This is a genomic window from Bradyrhizobium sp. USDA3010 (assembly GCF_056429065.1).
Genome location: NZ_JBWJZD010000009.1, coordinates 68,243 through 91,585, shown reverse-complemented (window position 1 = coordinate 91,585; position 23,343 = coordinate 68,243). Strand labels below are relative to the sequence as shown.

14 protein-coding genes and 1 pseudogene are annotated in these 23,343 nt (G+C 65.7%); 9 read left to right on the top strand and 6 right to left on the bottom strand.

Translation table 11 applies throughout. From position 1 onward, the window contains the following. Positions 1-71 precede the first annotated feature (71 nt). Complete coding sequence (locus AC066Y_RS16380) at positions 72-1,493, bottom strand: M48 family metalloprotease (protein ID WP_478274782.1); 1,422 nt, start codon at positions 1,491-1,493, stop codon at positions 72-74. 226 nt (positions 1,494-1,719) lie between these two features. Between AC066Y_RS16380 and AC066Y_RS16375 the strand changes: the two genes are divergently transcribed. After that, entirely contained in the window at positions 1,720-2,907 is a 1,188-nt protein-coding gene (locus AC066Y_RS16375; RefSeq protein ID WP_478274781.1) for a pyridoxal phosphate-dependent aminotransferase, read from the top strand. Between the two features lie 183 nt (positions 2,908-3,090). Further along, positions 3,091-4,425 carry a dicarboxylate/amino acid:cation symporter gene (locus AC066Y_RS16370; RefSeq protein ID WP_478274780.1) on the top strand — a complete coding sequence of 445 codons (1,335 nt, stop codon included), beginning with the start codon at positions 3,091-3,093 and terminating at the stop codon, positions 4,423-4,425. 104 nt (positions 4,426-4,529) lie between these two features. On the opposite strand, the gene AC066Y_RS16365 is transcribed toward AC066Y_RS16370, so the two are convergent. Both AC066Y_RS16365 and AC066Y_RS16360 read right to left on the bottom strand, forming a co-directional pair. Beyond that, complete coding sequence (locus AC066Y_RS16365; protein ID WP_478274779.1) at positions 4,530-5,762, bottom strand: NAD(P)/FAD-dependent oxidoreductase; 1,233 nt, start codon at positions 5,760-5,762, stop codon at positions 4,530-4,532. Positions 5,763-5,868: 106 nt separating this feature from the next. Then, the gene (locus AC066Y_RS16360) at positions 5,869-9,081 is read right to left on the bottom strand and encodes an Rne/Rng family ribonuclease (RefSeq protein ID WP_478274778.1); all 3,213 of its coding nucleotides are present in this window, start codon (positions 9,079-9,081) and stop codon (positions 5,869-5,871) included. 705 nt (positions 9,082-9,786) lie between these two features. Here AC066Y_RS16360 and AC066Y_RS16355 point away from each other — a divergent pair. The 5 genes from AC066Y_RS16355 to AC066Y_RS16335 all read left to right on the top strand — a co-directional run bounded on the left by AC066Y_RS16355 (position 9,787) and on the right by AC066Y_RS16335 (position 17,157). Then, complete coding sequence (locus AC066Y_RS16355; RefSeq protein WP_478274777.1) at positions 9,787-11,115, top strand: N-acetylmuramoyl-L-alanine amidase; 1,329 nt, start codon at positions 9,787-9,789, stop codon at positions 11,113-11,115. 307 nt (positions 11,116-11,422) lie between these two features. Continuing rightward, positions 11,423-13,924: a penicillin-binding protein 1A gene (locus AC066Y_RS16350; RefSeq protein ID WP_478274776.1), complete on the top strand. Its 2,502-nt coding sequence runs from the start codon at positions 11,423-11,425 to the stop codon at positions 13,922-13,924. 208 nt (positions 13,925-14,132) lie between these two features. Next, a protein-coding gene (gene prfB / locus AC066Y_RS16345; RefSeq protein ID WP_143046567.1) for a peptide chain release factor 2 occupies positions 14,133-15,264 on the top strand; the annotation gives its coding sequence in 2 pieces (ribosomal slippage) (positions 14,133-14,201 and positions 14,203-15,264; 1,131 coding nt in all). Positions 15,265-15,267: 3 nt separating this feature from the next. Further along, positions 15,268-16,137 carry an NAD(P)-dependent oxidoreductase gene (locus AC066Y_RS16340; protein ID WP_478274775.1) on the top strand — a complete coding sequence of 290 codons (870 nt, stop codon included), beginning with the start codon at positions 15,268-15,270 and terminating at the stop codon, positions 16,135-16,137. 84 nt (positions 16,138-16,221) lie between these two features. Next, complete coding sequence (locus AC066Y_RS16335) at positions 16,222-17,157, top strand: DMT family transporter (RefSeq protein ID WP_478274774.1); 936 nt, start codon at positions 16,222-16,224, stop codon at positions 17,155-17,157. Here the strand turns inward: AC066Y_RS16335 and AC066Y_RS16330 are convergent. Next, positions 17,117-19,270 (bottom strand): carbamoyltransferase C-terminal domain-containing protein, encoded by a 2,154-nt coding sequence (locus AC066Y_RS16330; protein WP_478274773.1) that lies wholly within the window; start codon positions 19,268-19,270, stop codon positions 17,117-17,119. The genes AC066Y_RS16335 and AC066Y_RS16330 overlap by 41 nt on opposite strands. 159 nt (positions 19,271-19,429) lie before the next feature. Between AC066Y_RS16330 and AC066Y_RS16325 the strand changes: the two genes are divergently transcribed. Then, positions 19,430-20,665 carry an ABC transporter substrate-binding protein gene (locus AC066Y_RS16325; protein WP_478274772.1) on the top strand — a complete coding sequence of 412 codons (1,236 nt, stop codon included), beginning with the start codon at positions 19,430-19,432 and terminating at the stop codon, positions 20,663-20,665. Between the two features lie 38 nt (positions 20,666-20,703). Further along, positions 20,704-20,844, top strand: a pseudogene (locus AC066Y_RS16320) (DUF6502 family protein); the annotation flags it as partial. A 115-nt stretch (positions 20,845-20,959) separates the two neighbouring features. Here the strand turns inward: AC066Y_RS16320 and AC066Y_RS16315 are convergent. Both AC066Y_RS16315 and AC066Y_RS16310 read right to left on the bottom strand, forming a co-directional pair. Continuing rightward, positions 20,960-22,315, bottom strand: a complete 1,356-nt coding sequence (locus tag AC066Y_RS16315) for a M23 family metallopeptidase (protein WP_478274771.1) — start codon at positions 22,313-22,315, stop codon at positions 20,960-20,962. Between the two features lie 99 nt (positions 22,316-22,414). Further along, positions 22,415-23,161: a peroxiredoxin gene (locus AC066Y_RS16310; protein WP_478274770.1), complete on the bottom strand. Its 747-nt coding sequence runs from the start codon at positions 23,159-23,161 to the stop codon at positions 22,415-22,417. Positions 23,162-23,343: the final 182 nt, after the last annotated feature.

Here is a 23,343-nt window from a genome sequence, read left to right as displayed (position 1 = left end):
CGAGGTGGCCCGAAATACGGCAGGGCCGCGGGCCGGTTTCGGTGATCGTTGTATGGAACTACGGTTTATTTCTAGTTGTTTTTCTGACCTGGCATCGGCTTGGCGCTCACAATGTCGTCAGCTTTGACCCAGCCGGGCGTGCCGATCGCGAACCGCGTCTTGGCGCGCGATGCCAGTTCGCGGGCGGTCTTGTTGTCGCCGCGGAGATAGGCGGCCTGCGCCGAGGCAAGGTCGGCCTGGGCATAGTCGCCCTTGCGGCCATAGGCCATCGCGAGCTGGGTATAGCCGAGCGGCGCCTCGGGCTCGCGCGCCACGGCGGCGCGCAGCATGTTGATCGCATCGTCGGTATAGGCCTTGTTGTCGGAGGCGACCAGCGCCTGGCCGAGCAGCATCTCGATCAGCGGCGAGCTGCCGGAGAGCTGCACCGCGCGCCGCAGCGGCGCGATGGCCTCCGCCGGCCGGCCGCCTTCGAGCAGCGCCTGGCCGCGCAATTCGTAGAAATAGGGATTGTTCGGCTGGACCTGGATCAGTCCGTCGATCTGCGCGATCGCCGAACGCAGATCGCCGTGCAGATAGGTGGTGATCGCGCGCGCATAGCGCGCCGGCAGGCTGGTGTTGGACAACGGATAGCGGCGGTAGACCGTGTCCTGCCGTTCCATGAAGCCCGAGATCTTGGCGCGCATCATGTCGTGACGCAGCTGCAGCGCCGGATCGTCCTTCTTGTCCCAATAGGGGCTCGAGCGCGCCAGGTCCGCCAGCGCCGAGACGCGATCGACCGGCATCGGGTGCGACTGCAGATAGGGGTCGGCGCCGCGCGCGGCGAACAAGCTCTCGTCGGTAAAGCGCTTGAACGTCTCGTACATGCCCTTGGCGGACTGGCCGGTCGCGTTCAGGAACTTGACGCCGGCGCGGTCGGCGTTTTCCTCCTGCTGGCGCTGATAGGAGAGCAGTGTGCGCTGAATGACCGACTGCGGCGCCGAGATCGCGGCGGCACCGGCGCTGGAGAGGCCGTTTCCAACGCCGCCGCCCGCAGCGCCTGCGGCCAGCGCACCGACGCCGAGCAGCATGGCGATGATCATCTGCGTCTGCGCCTGCGCCAGCTGCTCGCGCATCTTGGCAAGATGACCGCCGGCCAGATGGCCGGTTTCATGCGCCAGCACGCCGATGATCTGGTTCGGCGTCTCCGATTGCAGCAGCGCGCCGTAATTGACGAAGATGCGGCGGCCGTCGGCGACGAAGGCGTTGAACGAGCCGTCGTTGATGATCACGATCTGGATGTTCTGCTTCTCGAGACCGGCGGCGCGCAGGATTGGCCTGGTATATTCGCGCAGCAGCTGCTCGGACTCGGTGTCGCGCAGCACCGGCGGGCCCTTCTGCTGGGCCCGCGCAGGGACGACGGGGCCAACCGCGAGCGCAACCGCGGTGAGCAATGCGGTCAGCTTGAACGCAGAAGGCTTGAGGGTCCTGGCGCGAAGCGCGTGGCGAAACAGCATGGGCGATCTATCGGCGATTTCTGGCCGCAGCGCGGCAAGGTCCGGTTCCCGGCCCGACCGAGGCAGGCGCGTGGCACAGTCTGTTGTTTTTGCAGTTCTTCTTCACGCGAACCGGGTATGCACTTGGCCTGAAAGCGTTATAAGGAGCCACCGAATGCGGCCAGTCTGGGGCGGTAGCCGGTGTGGGAACCTGAATTCGGCAGCGGCCGTGCAATAGCAGAAATCCATGCGTGAAGCGACAGCGAGAGACCGTGTGAGCAGCCTTTTGACAGCATCCGGCCGGAGCGATGTTCCGCCGTTCATGGTGATGGACGTGATGGCCGCCGCGGCGCGAATCGAGGCCGCGGGCGGCCATGTCATCCACATGGAGGTGGGGCAGCCCGCCGAGGGGGCGCCGAAGCCGGCGATCGCCGCCGCGCAGGCCGCGCTTGCCGGCGGGCGGATCGACTACACCTCGGCGCTCGGCACTCCCAGTCTGCGCGCGCGCATCGCCCGGCATTACCGCGACACGTATGGCTGCGCGGTCGATGCCGAGCGCATCATCGTCACCACGGGCTCGTCGGGCGGGTTCATCCTGGCGTTTCTTGCGATGTTCGAGCCGGGTGACCGGGTCGCCGTCACCGTGCCGGGCTATCCGCCGTACCGGCACATCCTGACCGCGCTCGGCTGCGAGCCCGTGCTGATCGAGACCTCCGGCGACACCCGTCACGCGCTGACCGGGGAGGCGCTGCTGGCCGCCCATCGCAAGGCGCCGCTGAAGGGCGTGCTGGTCGGCAGCCCTGCGAACCCGACCGGCACGATGATGTCGCGCGAGGCGCTGTTGAACCTGATGGCCGCCGCCGACAGCGCGGGCATCCGCTTCATCTCCGACGAGATCTATCATGGCCTCGACTACGCGTTTCCTGCGGTGACGGCGGCGGAACTGTCGCCGAACGCGCTCGTGATCAACTCGTTCTCGAAGTACTTCTGCATGACCGGCTGGCGCGTCGGCTGGATGGTGGTGCCAGACGTGCTGGTGCGGCCGATCGAGCGGCTGCAGCAGAACCTGTCGATCTCGGTGCCGACCTTGTCGCAGATCGCCGCCGAAGCGGCCTTCGACGGCCGCGAGGAGATGGAGGCGATCAAGCGCGGCTATCAGGAGAACCGCCGCATCCTGATCGAAGGCCTGCCCAGGGCCGGGCTGACCAAGTTCCTGCCGGCCGACGGCGCGTTCTATCTCTATGCCGACGTCTCCGGCTTCACCGCCGACAGTTTCGCCTTCGCCAGCGAGATGCTCGAGAAGGCGCATGTCGCGGCGACCCCGGGCGTCGATTTCGATCCGATCCACGGCCGCGCCTTCATCCGATTTTCCTATGCGCGTTCCGCGGCGGAGATGCAGGAAGCAGTTGCACGGATCGCGCATTGGCTTAAATAGCCCGCAATCTTCAAGAGCCCGGTCTTGTCGGTGAGATCGGTTTCGCAAGCGCTGGCCCCGGTTTCGGCGGAGCAGCACGCGACAGATCGCCGCGGATAAACGGCAGGGCCGACACAGTTCCATTTGACTTGAACGGCCAAGTTGATCTTGGCTATTTCCGTCATTTCTGAGGGGGAGCGACACATGGCAGCGGCAACCGTTGCCACGGCTTCACCGGCGTCTGCCGGTAGCAAGCCGTGGTACAAGATTCTCTACGTCCAGGTTCTGATCGCGATCGTGCTCGGCGCGCTGGTCGGCTGGTTGTGGCCCGGCATTGCCACCAACGAGTGGATCAAGGCGCTCGGCGACGGCTTCATCAAGCTGATCAAGATGGTGATCGCGCCGATCATCTTCTGCACCGTGGTGTCCGGCATCGCCCACATCCAGGATGCCAAGAAGGTCGGCCGCATCGGCGTCAAGGCGCTGGTCTATTTCGAGGTCGTCTCGACCTTCGCGCTGGTGATCGGATTGCTCATCGGCAACATCGTGAAGCCGGGCGCGGGCTTCGGCAATGCGGCGGCGAACGCGCAGGCGGTTGCCGGCTTTGCCAAGCAGGCGGAGGCGCAGAAGAGCGTTGACTTCGTGCTGCACATCATTCCGGACACCGTGGTGGGCGCATTCGCGCAGGGCGAGATCCTGCAGGTGCTGCTGTTCTCGGTGCTGTTCGGCTTTGCGATCATGGGCCTCGGCGAGCGCGGCCACACCATCCGCTCGTTCATCGACGACGCCGCGCATGCGGTGTTCGGCGTGATCTCGATCGTGATGCGGGCGGCGCCGATCGGTGCGTTCGGCGCGATGGCCTTCACCATCGGCAAGTTCGGCACCGGCGCGATCCTCAATCTGATGGGGCTGATCGCGACGTTCTATCTGACCGCCGCGCTGTTCGTGCTCGTGGTGCTCGGCATCATCGCGCGGATTGCCGGGTTCTCGATCTTCAGGTTCCTGGCCTACATCAAGGACGAGCTGTTGATCGTGCTCGGCACCTCGTCCTCCGAGAGCGCGCTGCCGTCATTGATGGAGAAGCTCGAACGTCTCGGCTGCTCGAAGTCGGTAGTCGGCCTCGTGGTGCCCACGGGTTATTCATTCAACCTCGACGGCACCAACATCTACATGACGCTGGCGACGTTGTTCATCGCGCAGGCGCTGGGCTACGACCTCTCATTCAGCCAGCAGCTCACGATCCTGGTGGTGGCGATGCTGACCTCGAAGGGCGCCTCCGGCATCACCGGCGCGGGCTTCATCACGCTGGCGGCAACGCTTGCGGTGGTCGATCCGCGGCTGGTGCCGGGCATGGCGATCGTGCTCGGCATCGACAAGTTCATGAGCGAGTGCCGCGCGCTGACCAATCTGTGCGGCAACGGCGTCGCCTGCGTGATCGTCGCCTGGTGGGAGGGCGAGCTCGACCGCGACAAGCTCAATGCCAATCTCGCCCGGCAGATCGACCCGACCGACATGGAGACCGCGCTGACGACGGACTAAGAGCATGATCCGGAAAAGTGTGAAGCGGTTTTCCGAGAAGATCATGCTCAAACAAGAATCCAAGGCGCGATGAGGACTCATCGCGCGTTGGTTTGCGTCAGCGGTCAGAACCGGTCCATCCGATACGGCGAGGTGTCCACCGAGGATACCTCGCCGTTCATCGTTTCGGCCAGCACCCGTGCTGTCGCCGGGCCGAGCGTAAAGCCCTGATGGCCGTGACCGAAATTCACCCACAGCCCGCGATGGCGCGGCGCAGGCCCGAGCACCGGCAGCATGTCGGTGGTGCAGGGGCGGGTGCCGAACCAGGGCTCGGGCTCGACGCGGCTGCCGATCTCGATCAGCTCGCGTGCGGCGGCTTCGGCATGGCCAAGCTGGATCGGCGTCGCCGGCGCATCGGGGCTGGTCAGCTCCGCGCCAGTCGTGATGCGGATCCCCTTGGCCATAGGCGCCATCGCGTACCCATTCGCGGTGTCGACCAGCGGCAGGTCGAGCGAACGGCCGCCCTGATAGTGCATATGGTAGCCGCGCTTGCGCACCAGCGGGATCCGGTAGCCGAACTTGCGCAGCAATTGCGGTGACCACGGCCCGAGCGTGACCACGACGTGGGCGGCATCGATCCGGCCGCCGGTGGTGTCGACCGACCAGCTGGTTGCGGTCTCCGTCAACGCCTGCGCGTCGCCGCGCAGCAGCGTCCCGCCGAGACGCTCGAACAATCCGGCATAGGCCGAGACCAGACCGCCGGGGTCCGACACGGTCCACGGCCCGAGCCAGTGAATGGCGCCGGGCAGGTCGTCGCGCAGCAATGGCTCGGCCTTGGCGAGCTCGCTGCCGTCAAGCACGCGAAACGTCACGCCGAAGTCACGCTGGTTCTCTTCGGCGATTGCGATCGCCTGCTCCAGGGCCGCCGGGTCGCGATGCAGCAGGCGATAGCCGGCGCGGCGGATCAGATTGTCGGCATGCGCATCGCGGATCAGCGTGTCGTGCTCCGCTGTGGCATAGGCGATCAGGCGCGCCCAGGCGATGGTGGCTTCGCGGTGCCGCTCAGGCGTCGAGTTCCACCAATAGCGCAGCAGCGGACCGGCGTGCCGGGGCAGCGAGGCCAGGCGATAGCGCACGTCGTTGGTGCGTCCCATCGCGATCCTGGCGAGCGTGGCCGGGTCGCGCGGCATTGGATAGGGCCGCACCGCCTCGCTCTGAATGATACCGGCATTGCCGTAGCTGGTTTCGCGGCCCGGTTCCTTGCGGTCGACGAGCGTCACCGACCAGCCGCGGCGTTGCAGGTGCAGCGCCGTGCTGACACCAACCATGCCGCCGCCAAGAACGATCGCGCTTTGCATTGGGATCCGTCTCCGTCAGGCTCCGTCACGCCGGCGTCTGACGAACGGATGGCCTGTCCAATAAAAACGCCCGGCGCGAACCGGGCGTTTTGACTTTCAGGTGGCGCTAGTTGCCGCCGCCGCCGAAGCGGCGCGACCACCAGCCCTTGCGGGCCGGAGCCTCGGCCGTGGCGGCGTCCGGTGCGAACTGCGGGGCAGAGGCTGCGGGTTCAGGGGCGGGGGCAGGTTCCTCCGCCGGGCTCTGAGCCAGCGCCGGCGTTGTCTCGGGTTGCGGGCTCGATGCGAAGCTGACCTTTTCGCGCACCGTCGAGCGGCGGCGCTGCGCGCGGTCGCTTTCGGCCGTATCCTCGGCGGCGGGTGCTGCAACGGGTTCGGGTTCGGGCACCGCGATCGCCTCAATCGGCGCGGCCTCGATCGGCTGCCATTCCGTCGGCTGGGCAAACAGCTCGGGCTGCGCGAGCGAGGGGGCCGGCTCCGCGTCGTGGCTATCGAAATCGGCAACCGCGTCCGTGGCTTCAGACGCTGCCACCGGGCTCAGCTCGTCGGAGATTGATCCGGCAAGACCGTCATCCGGTCCGCCAGTGCCGCGCCGGCGGCGGCCGCCACGGCGTCCGCGGCGTCGCGGGCGGCGATCGCCGTTGCCGGCTTGGTCGTCGCGGGCAGCGCCCTGGGCTTCGTCGCCTTCGTCCTCATCGCCTTCCGCTTCGCCCGCGGCAACCACCTCGGTGCCATCGGGCAGGACATGCATCAGATCGCCGTCCTCGCGCGGCTGCGGAGCGCCTTCGCGCGCTTCGCTGCCACCGCGGCCGCGGCGCCGGCGGCGGCGCTTGCGGCGCTGGCCGTCGCCTTCGCCCTCAGCGGCGCCTGCTTCTTCGCCGGCCGCCCGGTCGTCGACGAGCCCTTCGGTCTCGTCGGTCTCGATCTCGGCCTCGTATTCGAACAGTTCTTCCTCGTCATCCGCCTCATCGACCTGCGCCGGCGCAGCGGCAGCTTGCGCGGCAAGCAGCGCCTTGGCGGCTTCGAGCGTATGCACCTGCTCGCCGCGATCGATGATGTAGGATTGCTGGCCGTGCACCGTGGCGTCGGCGACAACCGACAGCGAGACTCGGAAGGATTCCTCGAGGTCGCGCAGATGGCCGCGCTTGTGGTTGAGCACGTAGAGCGCGACGTCGGTGCGGGTGCGGACCACCAGATTGTGGGTGGCGCCCTTCATCAGGATTTCCTCGATGCCGCGCAGGAGCTGCAGCGCCACCGACGAGACCGAACGGACGTGACCGCTTCCGCCGCATTGCGGGCAGGGCTCGGTCGAGTTCTCCAGCATGCTGGCGCGGATGCGCTGGCGCGACATTTCCAGGAGCCCGAAATGCGAGATGCGGCCGACCTGGATCCGCGCACGGTCCTGGCGCAGGCAGTCGGACAGCTTGCGCTCGACCGCGCGGTTGTTGCGCTTCTCGTCCATGTCGATGAAGTCGATGACGATCAGGCCCGCGAGGTCGCGCAAACGCAATTGACGCGCAACCTCTTCCGCGGCTTCCAGATTGGTCTTGAGCGCGGTGTCCTCGATATGATGCTCGCGCGTGGCGCGACCGGAGTTGACGTCGATCGAGACCAGCGCCTCGGTCTGGTTGATCACGATGTAGCCGCCGGAGCGCAACTGCACGGTCGGCGAGAACATCGCGTCGAGCTGGCTTTCGACGCCCATGCGCGAGAACAGCGGCTGGCCGTCGCGATATTGCTTCACCGCGCGCACATTGGCCGGCATCAGCATCTTCATGAAGTCGCGCGCTTCGCGGTAGCCGGCTTCGCCCGCCACCTGAATCTCGTCGATTTCCTTGTTGTAGAGGTCGCGCAGCGAACGCTTGATCAGCGAGCCTTCCTCGTAGACCAGGGTCGGCGCCTGCGACTTCAGGGTCAGGTCGCGCACCGTCTCCCACATCCGGATCAGGTACTCGAAGTCGCGCTTGATCTCCGGCTTGCTGCGGGAGGCGCCGGCGGTGCGCAGGATGATCCCCATGCCCTCGGGCACGTCGAGGTCCTGCACCACTTCCTTCAGCCGCGAGCGGTCCTGGGCGGAGGTGATCTTGCGGCTGATGCCGCCGCCACGGGCGGTGTTGGGCATCAGCACGGCATACCGGCCGGCGAGCGACAGATAGGTGGTCAGCGCGGCGCCCTTGTTGCCGCGCTCTTCCTTGACGACCTGCACCAGCATCACCTGCCGACGCTTGATCACTTCCTGGATCTTGTACTGGCGACGCGGGCGGAACGCGCGCTCCGGAACCTCCTCGAGCACATCGTCGCCGCCGACGGACTCGACGACATCCTCTTCCTCGCCTTCCTCGCCGTCATCCTCGTCATCGTCTTCGCCGGCATCGCCGCCATGCCGAGCCTCGGGCGCGGCTCCGTCCGCAAGCGTTGCGTAGTCGGCGACGCCGTGCTCATCGGCCGCGGCGTGGACTTCGTCGGCAGCCACATGCGGCGCGTCGTCGGCATGCGCGGCGTTTTCCGCGACCTGTTCCTCATGGGCCCGCTCGGGCTCATGATTGACCTCGGCGGTCTCGACGAATTCCGGCGCGGCTGACGCAACGGAGGCTTCGACCACCGCGACGACGGGGTCGGACGGAGCGTCGGCGGCCGGCGCCTCGCTCGTTACGGGCGCGTGGTCGTGATCGTGATCATGGTGGTCACGATCGTGATCATCGTGGCCATGATCGTCGTGACCATGGTCATGGTGATGCTCATGATCGTGATCATGGTGATGCTCATGGTCGTCGTGATGCGCATGATCATGCGCCTCATGCTCGTGACCCTCATAGGCGACCACGCCGTGCTCGTGGTGCCCGGCATCATGTTCATGGTGTCCGGCATCGACGGGATGTTCGTGAGCCTCGGCTGCCGGCAGCGCCTGCGCGTCGCCTGCACCCTCGATCACCTCGCTCTGGACACGGTCGCCATGGCCGCGGCGGCGGGCGTTGCGATGGCGCGACCGGCGGCGATGGCCGCGGTTCTCGTGCTCTTCCTCGGCCTCGCGATGGGCGCGCTCGTCAGCTTCGATCAGCGCCTGACGGTCGGCGACCGGGATCTGATAGTAGTCGGGATGGATTTCGCTGAAGGCCAGGAAGCCGTGCCGGTTGCCGCCATACTCGATGAAGGCAGCCTGCAGCGACGGCTCTACGCGCGTAACCTTGGCGAGGTAAATGTTGCCGCGCAGTTGTTTGCGCTGGGCGGTCTCGAAATCAAACTCTTCGACGCGATTGCCACGGACCACGACGACCCGGGTCTCTTCCGGGTGGGTGGCATCGATCAACATCTTGTTGGGCATTTTGGAGCTCTTGACGGCGGCGGGCGCGGATCATGGCGCGCGCAAACTGCGCCGCCCGGTGACGCGACGGTCCACCTGATTCGGGGGTGAGGGGAAGGCCAAAACGCGTCTCGCGGCGCAGCGCCGGACGGGAACCCACCGGGATGATGCGACGGGCGAAGTTTTCACCTCGCGTCAGCGCGATCATTCGGGGGATCCTGGTCGGCAATGCAGTCTGGCGCATTAAGCGTCGGCCCGTCTAAACATGTTGGCGGCGAAATTGACCGCCGTATCTTTTGCTGAAGGCCCCGCCTGGCGCCGAAGCGCCTGCCGGCCATCGCATATCGAGGCCCCAAGGGGCCGGATAATCGGTTACGCCGTGTCTCAAACCGTCCCTCTGGCGAGGGAGTGTGTCTGGGACCGGACGCCGCTCGGGCTTGAATCCGCCTCTCCGTGTCAGCCGCGCGCGGCGCTGGCTGGGGAGGGACCGGAAAAACACGGCGGGATCTTCGACTTGGAAGGTTCCACCGCTGCACCAAGAGGCTGAACGCGACACAACCGGGAGTACTAGCCGTCAGCACTCCGTACATACGTGGATTGCCCGCCGCGTGCAAGGGAAGCGTCACGCCGCCGCAACACTCGATTCTTTTCGCCCGCGCGTCATTAGGCTGCGATTAACCGTGTGGTTCTAATGCGGTAAGAAGCAGCTGGGAGGCTCCGAATCGAGTGGAGAACCGCGCAAAACACCTTGTTTTCTTGGGATGCGGGCTGTTGTGCGCTGCAGCATTGACGCTTGGCGTGGCCAGCGCCCCGAGCGCGGCCGAAGGACCACCGGACGGTCAGCCGGCGCCGGCCGCAGGTGCCTCCGCCGCCGCCAGTGCTCCGAATTTCCCGGTGGCATCCGGCGCCAGGCTTGCCGGCGACGACAAGCAGACCCGTTTCATCCTCGATCTCGACCGCAAGATCGAGTTTCGCGCCTTCCCATTGGCCGATCCCTACCGCGTCGTGGTCGATATCCCGCAGGTCAATTTCCAGCTCGCTGCCGGCACCGGCTCGGCGGCGCGGGGATTGGTGAAGGCGTTCCGCTATGGCCTGGTGATGCCCGGCGGCTCCCGGATCGTGTTCGACATGACCGGCCCGGTGAAGATCGCCAATTCCTATGTGCTCGATGCCGCCAACGGCCAGCCGCCGCGGCTGGTGCTGGATTTCGAGCAGGTCGATCGCACCAGCTTCGTGCAGTCGCTCGCGCCGGAGAGCCGGCCCGAATTGAAGCCCGCGATCTCCGAAGGCAACACGGCAAGCATCCCCGCCGTCACCACGGCGGCATTGCCACCGGTCGCGACCACCGACTCGCGCCCGCTGATCGTGATCGATCCGGGGCACGGCGGCATCGACAACGGCACCCAGTCCGGCGACCAGACCGAGAAGAACCTGGTGCTGGGCTTTGGCCTCGCTTTGCGCGACCGGATCGAGAAGTCGGGCAAATACCGGGTGGTCATGACCCGGTCCGACGACACGTTCATCCCGCTGAACGACCGGGTGAAGATTGCGCGCTCGCAATCCGCGGCGCTGTTTGTCTCGATCCACGCCGATGCCTTGCCGCGCCGCGAGGGCGACGCCCAGGGCGCCACGATCTACACCGTGTCCGACAAGGCGTCCGACGCCGAGGCCGAGCGGCTGGCGGAAGCGGAGAACAAGGCCGACGCGATCGCAGGCGTGAACCTGACCGACGAGCCGACCGAGGTCGCCGACATCCTGATCGACCTCGCGCAGCGCGAGACCAAGACCTTCTCCAACCGTTTCGCCCGTCTGCTGATGGACGAGATGAAGTCCACGGTGCGAATGCACAAGCATCCGCTGAAATCGGCCGGCTTCCGGGTGCTGAAGGCACCCGACGTGCCGTCCGTACTGGTGGAGATCGGCTATGTCTCCAACAAGGGCGACCTCGAGCATCTGGTCTCCGAGAACTGGCGCAACAAGGCCGTCGGGTCGATGGTCCAGGCGATCGACACGTTCTTCTCCAAACGGCTGGCAACTGCCGGACCGGCAAAGTGAAATTGGCCGCCTGAAAAGCCGGGGCCGTTGCCCGGAAGCCCTAGTTTGGCCACAGCGGCGACGTTATAGACAAAGGACCGCAGGTCCGCAGAATCGACCATATTGTCCGGCGGCTGTTGTATATTCGCGTGCGCAAGGCGGCTCGCTGGGCCAAGGCTTCGATGTAAAGGCTTTGATGTAAAGGCCTCGATGCAAAGGCCTCGCTGCAAAGGCCTCGCTATGTGAGCCTTCGTCATGTGAGGCTTCGCACTTTTGGACAGGCGCTTCTGACGATTGGGCGCCGGAGGGTAGGAACGGAACGTCGATAATGCGCCTGCTCGTGCGGTTCATGGGTTTCTTGTTCGCCGCCGGAACCGTCGTGTTCCTGGTCGGTGTCGCCGCCGTCGCTGGCGCCATCTGGCATTTCTCCAAGGATCTGCCCGACTACTCGCAGCTCCAGGACTACGAGCCGCCGGTGATGACCCGCGTGCACGCTGCCGACGGCGCGCTGCTCGGCGAATACTCCAAGGAGCGCCGGCTCTATCTGCCGATCCAGGCAGTGCCGAAGCTCGTGATCAACGCGTTCCTCGCCGCCGAAGACAAGAACTTCTACGAGCACGGCGGCATCGACTATCAGGGCATGGCGCGCGCGGCGATCCTCTACGCACAGAACTACGGCTCCAACCGCCGCCCGCAGGGTGCCTCGACGATCACCCAGCAGGTCGCCAAGAACTTCCTGCTGACGAACGAGGTCTCGTTCGCGCGCAAGATCAAGGAAGCCTTGCTGGCGATGCGCATCGAGCGCGCCTATTCGAAGGACCGCATCCTCGAGCTCTATTTGAACGAAATCTATCTCGGGCTCGGCGCCTACGGCATCGCGGCCGCGTCGCTGGTCTACTTCGACAAGTCGGTCAACGAGCTGACGATCGCGGAAGCGTCCTATCTCGCCTCGCTGCCGAAGGCGCCGGCCGCGCTGCATCCGGTCCGCAACCGTGACCGCGCGATCGAGCGCCGCAACTATGTGATCGACCGCCTGCTGGAGAACGGCTGGATCAAGCAGGCCGACGCCGACAAGGCGCGCAAGGACCCGCTCAACGTCACCAGCCGCTCGAACGGCGCGCACATCTTCGCCGGCGAATATTTTGCCGAGGAAGTCCGCCGCGACATCTTCGAGCGCTATGGCGAAAAGAAGCTCTATGAGGGCGGCCTGTCGGTGCGCACCACGCTGGACCCCAAGATCCAGGTGATGGCGCGCAAGACCATGGTCGCCGGCCTCGTCAATTACGATGAGGCGCAGGGCTGGCGCGGGGCGCTGCACAAGCTCGACGTCTCCGGCGACTGGGGCGTCAAGCTTGCCGACGTCAAATCGCTCTCCGACATCTCGCCGTGGCGGATGGCGGTGGTGCTGGAGACCAGTGATCAGTCGGCGCGGATCGGCTTCCAGCCGGGCCGCGAGCTCGGCGGCGCGGTCAGCAAGGAGCGGCAGACCGGCATCATCACGATGGACGGCGTGCGTTGGGCCAAGACCAAGGGCAAGGCGCCGACGGCAGTCTCGCAGGTGCTGCAGCCTGGCGACGTGATCTATGCCGACCCGCTGGTGACCAAGGAAGGCACTGCGGTCGAGGGCCAGTATCGCCTGCGGCAATTGCCTGAAGTGTCGGGCGCCATGGTGGCGATGGATCCGTGGACCGGCCGCGTGCTTGCGATGGTCGGCGGCTTCTCGTTCGACCAGAGCCAGTTCAACCGCGCGACGCAGGCCTACCGGCAGCCCGGATCGTCGTTCAAGCCGATCGTGTACTCGTCGGCGCTGGACAACGGCTATACGCCGTCGACCACGGTGATCGACGCGCCGATCGAGATCGATCAGGGGCAGGGCGCCGGCGTGTGGCGTCCGGAGAACTATTCGACCGGCAAGTATTACGGCCCGACCACGCTGCGCAACGCGCTGCAGCGCTCGCTCAACACGGTGACAGTGCGGCTCGCGCAGGACATCGGCATGCCGCTGGTCGGCGAATATGCAAAACGCTTCGGCGTCTATGACGAACTACCGAACTATCTGTCGTATGCGCTGGGTGCCGGCGAAACGACCGTCATGCGCATGGTCACGGCCTATTCGATGTTCGCCAATGGCGGCCGTCGTGTGAAGCCGACGCTGATCGATCGCATCCAGGACCGCTACGGCCATACCATCTTCAAGCACGACACCCGCGAATGTCGCGGCTGCGACGCGCCCGGCGGCTGGAAGAGCCAGCCGGAGCCGCAGCTCGTCGACCGCCGCGAGCAGGTGCTCGATCCGATGACCGCCTACCAGATCACCGAGATGATGGAAGGCGTGGTCCAGCGCGGCACCGCGACCGTCGTCAAGGAGGTCGGCAAGCCGATCGCCGGCAAGACCGGCACCACGAATGACGAGAAGGACGTCTGGTTCGTCGGCTTCTCGCCGGACCTCGCGGTCGGCGTCTACATGGGTTACGACAAGCCGCGCAATCTCGGCCGCACCGCCACCGGCGGTCACGTGGCCGCGCCGATCGCCCGCGACTTCCTCAAGCTTGCGCTCGCCGACAAGCCGCCGACCCCGTTCAAGGTCCCGGCCGGCATCAAGCTGATCCGCGTCGACGCCAAGACCGGCATGCGCGCCGGCCCGGGCGATAGCGGCAACACCATCCTCGAAGCCTTCAAGCCGGGCACCGCGCCGCCGGACAACTATTCGGTGATCGGTGTCGCCGACGCCGATGGCCGCGGCCCTGCACCCGGCCCGCAGCCGTCGCAGGGTGGCGGACAGCAGGATGGCGGCTTCTTCATGCGGCCGGGAACCGGGGGGCTGTATTAGAGCGTTTTCAAGCGAAGTGGATGCCGGTTCGCGTGAAGAAAACGCGTCAAAACAAAAACCTAGAGCCCCGTTCCGATCAAATCGGAACGGAAATGGCTCTAGCGGTTGGCCGATCCAAATCGCCGGGATAGCGTGGCCAAGCCGATTGCGCTTTGCCGCGCCGGTCGCTACATCCCCGGCAAGCTTTTTCACCAACACCTGAAAGACCATGCGCGCGGAAATCGAACGCCTTGTTGAAGAGATCAAGCAGTCAGTCGGGCTGCTGAGGAGGCATCTTTGACGTCGAACAATCGACGGCACGCCTCGCTGAGCTGAACAAGCTCGCTGAAGATCCCAATCTCTGGAACGATCCCCAGAAGGCCCAGCGGCTGATGCAGGAGCGCACCTCGCTGGAGGACGCGCTCTCGGGCATCGGCAAGGTCGAGCGCGAGCTCGAGGACAATATCGGCATGATCGAGCTCGGCGAGGCCGAGAACGATGCGGCCGTGGTCGCCGAGGCCGAGAAGGCGCTCAAGGACCTCAAGAAGGAGGTCGCCCGGCGCGAGCTGGAAGCGCTGCTCTCTGGCGAGGCCGACAAGTTCGATTCCTATCTCGAAGTCCATGCCGGCGCCGGCGGCACCGAGAGTCAGGACTGGGCGCAGATGCTGCTGCGCATGTACACGCGCTGGGCGGAGAAGCACGGCTTCAAGATCGAGTTCCTCGAGGAGTCCCAGGGCGAAGAGGCCGGTATCAAGTCCGCCACCATCCAGATCTCCGGCCACAATGCCTATGGCTGGCTGAAGACCGAGGCCGGCGTGCATCGCCTGGTGCGCATCTCGCCATTCGATTCCAACGCGCGGCGGCACACGTCGTTCTCGTCGGTGCAGATTTTCCCCGTGATCGACGACAGCATCAAGATCGAGATCAAGGAGGCGGATGTCCGCACCGACACGATGCGATCGGGCGGCGCCGGCGGTCAGCACGTCAACAAGACCGAGTCGGCGGTGCGCCTGACGCATATCCCGACCGGCATCGCGGTGGTCTGCCAGGCCGGCCGCTCCCAGCACAAGAACCGGGCGCAGGCCTGGGACATGCTGCGCGCGCGGCTCTACGAGATGGAGCTGAAGAAACGCGAGGAGCAGGCCGCTGCCGATCAGGCCGCCAAGACCGAGATCGGCTGGGGTCACCAGATCCGCTCCTATGTGCTACAGCCCTACCAGATGGTGAAGGATTTGCGCACCGGTGTGCAGACCTCCGACACCTCGGGGGTGCTCGACGGTGACCTCGATGAGTTCATGGCGGCGACCTTGGCGCAGCGTGCCTTCGGCACCGGGCCCGGCTCCGTCGAGGATGTGGATTAGCCCATGCCGCGCGTCGCTTTCATCGGATTGGGACGCATGGGCCACGGCATGGCCGGCCGTTACCTCGATGCCGGCTTCACCGTCGCGGTGTGGAACCGGAGCAAGGCCAAGGCCGACGATTTGATCGCGCGCGGCGCGCTGTGGGCGACTTCGCCGGAGGATGCCGCGATCGACGCCGATGCCGTCGTGACCATGGTCGCCGACGACGAAGCGTCGCGCGCGGTCTGGCTGACCCGGGACGGCGCCGCCGCCACCATGAAGGCCGGCACGCTCGCGATCGAATGCTCCACGGTTTCGTATCAGCACACGCTGGATATGGCGCGCGAGCTGCACAGCCGCGGCCTGATCTACATCGATTGTCCGGTCACCGGGCTCCCCGAAGCGGCGGCCGCGGGCAAGCTGACGCTGCTGGTGGGCGCCGATGCCGCTGATCTCGAGAAGGCACGGCCGTTCCTCGCGCCGATCGGCAGCACGATCCGTCATTTCGGCGCGGTCGGCACCGGCACCGTGTTCAAGCTGATCAACAATCTGATCGGCGCGGTGCAGATCGCAAGCCTCGCCGAGGGCGTCGCGATCGCCGAGCAGGCCGGCCTCAACATGCAATTGGTGGCCGAGGCGCTGGCGACCGGCGCGGTGGCGAGCCCGCAAGTGATCCGCCACAGCAAGCGGATGATCGACCGCAACTTCACCGGCGCATCCTTCACCGCGGCGCTGCGCCACAAGGATGCCGACTACGCCGTGCGGCTTGCCGAGACGCTGCTGCCCGGCGTGCCCGTGAGCCGCGCCGCGCTCACCGCCTACGACAAGGCCAAGGCCCACGCGCCCGATGGCGACGAAGGCCAGATGATCGAAATCGTGTCGCGGCCGAAATAGGCAGAGCCGCCATTCACGGAAATCGGGTGGCCAGCGACGCCGCGCCCGGCTAGGCATCTGCGCCAGCGCAGATGAGTGCCAACCATGCCTTCCGCCGACAACAGGATCGATCGCCGCGACTGGGGGCTGCTTCTCTTTCTGTCGGTGCTGTGGGGCGGATCGTTTTTCTTCAACGGCGTGATCCTGCGCGAATTGCCGCCGCTGACCCTGGTGCTGCTGCGCGTCGTGCTCGGCGCGCTCATCCTGCTGCCGCTGCTGCGCGCGCGGAAGATCGAATTCCCGCGTGGCCTGGCCGGCTGGGCGCCGTTTGCCGCGATGGGGCTGTTCAACAACGCGCTGCCGTTCTCGCTGATCGTGTTTGGCCAGACCTATATTCCGAGCGGGCTGGCCTCGATCCTCAATGCAACGACGCCGCTGTTTGCGGTGGTCGTGATGGCGGTGGCCGGCGAGGAGCGGCTGCAGGCGCGCCGCGTGGCGGGCGTGGTGGTCGGGCTGATCGGGGTCGCGATCCTGCATGGTGATGCGCTCGGCTTCGAGAGCAGACAGGGCATCGGCATCCTGCTGTGCCTCGCCGGCGCCTTCAGCTACGGCATCGCGGCGCTGGTCGGGCGGCGGCTGCCACAGCGCGTGCCGCCTTTGGGCACGGCGACGTTCCAGATGATGGCCTCCAGCGTGATGATGGCCGTGGTCGCCGGCGTGGCCGAACGACCCTGGCTGCTGCCGATGCCGCATCTGACCACGTGGCTCGCCGTGTTAGGCCTCGCGGCGCTGTCGACGGCGCTGGCCTATATCGTGTTCTTTCAGATCCTGCAGCGCTCCGGCGCGACCAATGTGATGCTGGTGACGCTGCTGATCCCGGTCACCGCGATGCTGCTCGGCACGCTCGTGCTCGGCGAGCCGATCTCGTGGCGCGAGGTGACCGGCGCGCTTGTCATCGCCAGCGCACTGCTGCTGATCGACGGGCGCGTGCTGAGCTGGTTCAGCCGCGCGCCTGCTTCCACGCCGCATACCAGCCGGTGAAGCGGCCGCTGTCGCGCTCGCCGCCGTGCCAGGCGGCATAGGCGGTGCCGTCGTCCGCGACCAGCACCACGGCATCGAGCCCCCTGGAACGGCGCAGCGTGTCCATCGCCTGCGCCGGCGTCTGCGCGATCGGCCCCGCGACATTGAACGACGTGTTGACCGACATCTCGACGCCGATATGGCGGCCGAGCGCCTTCAGATAGGCGTAGGTGAGGGGATCGTCGGCCTCGCGCACGATCTGGATGCGGCCGGTGTCGTCGGCATGCACCACGGCGGGAATCTTGGCGCGCGCCTCCGGCTTCGAATGCGCCGTGAGCACCATGTAGTTGTAGGCGTTGTAGTCGTCGTCGGACGCGCCATCTTCCAGCTCGAAATAGTCACGCGCGGCCTGCAGCGTCGCCATCGGCGCCAGCGGCCGGATCGCCTCGCGATATTTGACGCGCTCGTTGAGCCGCTCGCGCACCTCGGGATCGCAGGGGTTGGCGAGGATCGAGCGATGGCCGAGCGCACGCGGCCCGGTCTCGGCCGCGCCCTGATAGATCGCGATCACGCCGCCTTGCGCCACCATGCTGGCCATCAGATCGGCAACCGCATTGCGCCCTTCCGATGTCGCGACATTGCCGATCTCGGTCGAGGCGACGTCGTCGGCGCGCAGCGCCGTGGTGATGTCGGCGTTCGAGGGCGGCAGGCCGCAATAGAAGGCATGGGACAGCGGTGCACCGCGCGGTGCGCCCGCCATGTGCGCGAACAGCCAGGCCGCGCCGATCGGCACGCCGGGATCGCCGGGCACCGGCGGCACCCACATATGCAGCCGCGTCTTGCGCTGCTGCACGCGTTCGAACCAGGCCTCGTCAAAATGCTCGAGCAGCCGCATGTTGCCGAGCGCGTTCAGCGCCACGCCGCCGGTCAGCACCAAACGGTCGGTGCCGGTGATGCGCAGGAGATGATCGATGACATGGATCATCGCGTCCTCGAACACCAGTTGCGTGGCGGCCGCCTTGTCGACTCGGTCCTTGGTGTCGGGGCGATGATTGATGTCCTCGACGCGCAGCACGGCGTCGGGATTCCAGAGCTGGTCGGGCCGCAGCGGCGGGCCGAGAATATCGATCAGCGGTTGATGATAGGGATTATCGGCGGGGTCGGCGTACCAATTGGCCATCGCGCGATTGAGCTGCACGCTGCCATTGCGCCCGAGTTGCAGCACCGCCTTCAGGCGTTGATAATAGGGATTGGTGGCGCGGTTCATGTCGCCCCAGGCGGCTGCGCCCATGTAGCGGCCCTCGCTGGAGAGCCAGGTCCAGCCGCCCTGGCTCGACGAGATCACGGTGTAGAAGGCGCCGAGCGAATCGAACAAGCTCTCATTGCAATAGAGCCGCTTCATCTCGCCGTTCTCGGCGACATAGAGCGAAATCGAGCCGACGTCGCCGGTTCCGTCGAGCACCGCAATCGCGACACGCTCGCGCACATCGGCGAACGGCGATGCGGTGAACGAGTACCAGGCGTGATTGTCATGATGCGGCATGCAGATCAGCGGCAGCTGTTCGCCAAGCCCGTACATGCTGCCGAGCCTGCGCGCGATGCGCCGCACCTGGTCCATCTGGCGCAGGTTGATCGCCGGCGCGATCGGCGCGCGGAGCAATTTGATGCTGGCCGGCGCTTCCTCGAGCGAGGTGCGGATCAGCATCGCTATCAGCGCCGGATAGTCCCACGTGGTGACGAAGGCCGCGATGTCGCCGACGTCGCGGCCCATCCGCTGCAACACCTTGCGCATGTCGTCGAGTGCGTGTTGCGGAAACTCGTTGGTGTGTTTGTTTCCGGAAAAGCGCTCTTCCTCGTTGTTGACGATCAGGCGCGGTCCGTCCTTTTGGGTGACCTCGACCAGCGCGACGCCGGTGTTGTGGGTGCCGGGGCAGGCGAGGCCGGCGATGTAGACGGTCTCTCCGCGCTGCAGCCTTTCGCGGATCGAGGCGATCGTGCGTTGCGCGAACTCGCCGTTGGCCTTGTGCAGGCCACGCTTCGCCAAAGCACGTTCGCTGAGGCGGCGCGTGATCTCATAGCCCGCGGCCGCAATACGCGGATGCCGCGGACCGGTACGAATGTCCGGTTTACGCAATCAGAACGCCTCGACTCGTGATCCCCAGATCGGCTTCAATCATAAATAGCGCCAGGCAACAATGCCGTTTCGCCCAACGGAAAAACCCAGCGCTTGCCAGCACATGCGTCTCTTGCGAGACTTGCCGTCAAAACCACGACAAAAATCGGGGAGAAAACGATGCCGGCTCGTTCTGGATATATTGGCGCGATCGTGGCCTTCGCAAGTGCCGCATTGATCACGACCTCGGCCACCGCGCAGAAGAAATACGATCCCGGCGCAAGTGATGGCGAAATCAAGATCGGCAACATCATGCCGTATAGCGGCCCGGCGTCGTCCTACGGCGTGATCGGCAAGACCGAGGCCGCGTTCTTCAAGATGATCAACGAGCAGGGCGGCATCAATAGCCGCAAGATCACCTTCATCAGCTACGACGATGCCTATTCGCCGCCGAAGGCGATCGAGCAAGCGCGCAAGCTGGTCGAGAGCGACGAGGTGCTGCTGATCTTCCAGGCACTCGGCACGCCGTCGAATTCGGCAATCATGAAATACATGAATGCCAAGAAGGTGCCGCAATTGTTCGTCGCCTCCGGCGGCACGAAATTCGGCGACCCCAAGAACTTCCCCTGGACGATGGGCTTTCAGCCCAACTACCAGAGCGAGGGGCGCATCTATGCGAAGTACATTCGCGACAAATTCCCCGACAGCAAGATCGCGGTGTTCTGGCAGAATGACGACGCCGGCAAGGATCAGTTCAAGGGCCTAAAGGACGGACTCGGCGACAAGGCGGGCATGATCATCGCCGACAAGTCCTACGAGGTCTCCGATCCCTCGATCGATTCGCAGATCGTCGCGCTGCACGATTCCGGCGCCGACATCTTCTTCTCCTGGGCGGCGCCGAAGGGATCGGCGCAGGCGATCCGGAAGGTGGGCGAGCTCGGCTGGAAGCCGAAATTCTTCCTCGCCAACACCGCGACCACGGTCGCCTCGGTGCTGAAGCCGGCGGGGCTCGAATATGCCAAGGGCATCATCTCGACCCAATACCTGAAGGATCCGACCGACCCAACTTGGGACAAGGACCCCGCGGTCGTGAAGTGGCGCGGCTTTATGGACAAATACTACCCTGACGGGGACAAGGCCAATTTCAACAACGTCTATGGCTATGTGCAGTCGGAGGCCATGGTGCAGGTGCTGAAGCAATGCGGCGACAATCTCACGCGCGAGAACGTCATGAAGCAGGCGGCCAGCCTGAAGAACTTCCACTCCGACCTGATGCTGCCGGGCATCATGGTCAACACCTCGCCTGACGACTACTACCCGATCGAGCAGATGCAGTTGATGCGGTTCAACGGCGAAGCCTGGGAGCTGTTCGGCGATGTGATCACGGGTGAGGTCGGGCACGATGCGACGCGGTAGGCGGTTGCTGATCATGAAGGCGTTGCCGGTGCAGCGTCGCCAAGGGCGATCCGCTGCCGTTGCCGCGCACCGCCGATGGCGGCGCGCCGTCGTTCGAGACCCTGGTCGAATCAATCACCAAGGACGTGCGGCCGCGCGCCGTGCTCGATGAATGGCTCGACCGCACGCTCGTCACCATCGTCGGTGAGGAGCCCCGGCACGCCGGGCGGCGGCGGCCGGCGCGACGCCACAAACGAGATCGGCGCAAGCGAGGCCGCTTGCGCCGATGTTCAGATCAATCGTTGCGAGATTGAGCTAGCTCGCGCTGAGCCGGACGCCGGCGCGGAGGAATTTCTGCGGATCGACGGCTTCGCCGTCGATGCGGGTCTCATAGTGCAGATGCGGACCGGTGGACCGGCCGGTCGAACCGACGGCGCCGATCACCTGGCCGATCTTGACGTATTCGCCGACCTTGACGCCGATCTCGGAGAGATGGCCGTAGCGGGTCGAGAGGCCATTGCCGTGATCCACCTCGACCATGCGGCCGTAGCCGCCGGCCCAGCCCGCCGACACCACCTTGCCGTTGGCGGTGACGCGCACCGGATCGCCCTGCGCGGCGCGGAAGTCGAGCCCGGTGTGCATCGCCGGACGGCCGAGGAAAGGATCGGAGCGAACGCCGAAGCCGCTGGTGAATTCGACCTCGCCGACCACGGGCTTGCGGTAAGGCACCAGCGCCAGCGTCTGGTTCAGGCGCTGCATCTGCGCGCGGTTGATGTTGATGCGATAGAGCTGGCGCTCGAACGCGCCGGCGTCGGGCGCGAGCTTCACCGGCACATAGGGGCCGCCCATGCCGGAGCGCGGCGTCGCGGCTTCGAGCTGCGCCATGTTGAGGCCGAGATCGGAGATCACGCCGCGCATCCGGCGCACCCGCGATTCGATGCCGTCCTCGACCGAGGACAGCGCGGCGACCTGGCGCCGCTCGACCTGGTCAAGCGAGGTCTGCAGGCGGACCAGGACGTTGTCGACGCCCTGGGCCTTGGCGAACTGGTTCGGCTGCGCCTTGGCGATCAGCGGCGCGCGCGATTCCAGCCGCGCCTCGCGATCCGGCGGCGCCACGAAGATCACGGTGTCGCTGATCGGGGAGGGCTTTGGCGTACCGGATGACGGCGCTGCGTCGGCGCGGCCCTGCGGCTTGATCGATCCGGTGGTCGCAACATCAGGCATCGCGCCGAGCGCGGTGGCGCGCGATTCCAGCGCCGACTGCCGCTTCATGATCTGGTCGAGCTTCTGGTCGAACTGTTCCTGATCGAGCAGCTGGCGGCTGGTGGTGCGGTCGACCTTGGCGCGCAGCTCCGAGATGCGGTCCTCATAGGCGTATTGCATCTCGGCCTGGCGCGCGATCAGCCGGGTCAGGACGTCGTCACGGAACGCAAAATAGGTCGCGGTCGCCGCCGACCACATGCCGAGCAGGACCACGGTGCCGACCGCGATCCAGAACACCACCGGTCCGAACCGGACCTGCTTGCCGGCATGGACCAGGGTATAGCCCTCGCCGGAGGCGGCCGCGGCAACCGCCGCTGCGGCATGCTGGGCCACCGGACGGCGTGCCGGCGACCGGCCATGGTCCTGCGGATGATGGTGTTTCTGCTGATGACCGGACCGGCTCGACATCGGTACTCCCGCGGCCGGTCGGACCAAGCTCCGTACGGCTAATTTGCGGGGCCGATTTGAGCCCGCCATGGTTAATTTTCAGGAAACGGAACCCTCCGGTCAGAGCGATCGGGCGGCCTCCAATACCGCTTCGGCATGGCCGTCGACCTTCACATGGCGCCAGATCCGGGCGACTTTTCCACTGGAATCGACCAGAACCGTGGTGCGAATAATTCCCATGAAGGTCCTGCCATACATGGATTTTTCGCCCCAGGCGCCATACGCCTCCAGCATCTGATGAGCCGGGTCCGAGACCAGCGGCACGGACAGCTGGTGTTTGTTTCGAAATGACTCCTGCGCCTTAACCGTATCGGCGGAAATGCCGACCACCTCGGCACCTGAGGCCGCGAACTCGTTCTTGAGCCGCGTGAAGTCGATCGCCTCCCTGGTGCAGCCGGGGGTGTCGGCGCGGGGATAGAAGAACAGCACCAGCTTCTTGCCGGCAAAATCCCGCAGCGAAACGCTGCCTCCACCGTCGCGCGGCAGGTCGAATCCAGGCGCCGCGGCGCCCTCAGTGAGTGTGACGGCGGACGACTTGGTCACGGTTGCGGCCGGCTCAGCCTTTAACGGTTTCGATGCAGCCTTGTGCGAGGCTTTGTCTGGAACACCCGCTGCGGTCTTAGCGGTGGTCTTGGCCTTGGCCTTCGTTGCTTTCTTGGTTGCTTTCTTGGCCGCGGCCTTCTTCGCAACCGTTGTGCGGGTTTTCGTCGCGGACTTTCCAGTGCTTGCGCTTGCGGAGCGCGCAACCTTTGTTGCGACCCGCTTTCCGGTTGTGTTGGAGGATTTCTTGCGCGTTTTCTTGGACATACGCCTTCCTTTCGTCGCTTTCCGAAGCTCAACCATTGCGGTATTGCGGGTCTCATTGGCAGCGGCCGGATTCGCATCGGCTGCTGGGCAAGTTTGATGGCCACGGAGTATGGTGACAAGGAATTCGACGCGTTACCCGTCCGCTTGCTGAATTGGCTTTTGATTGGTTGGTTTGGTCCGTT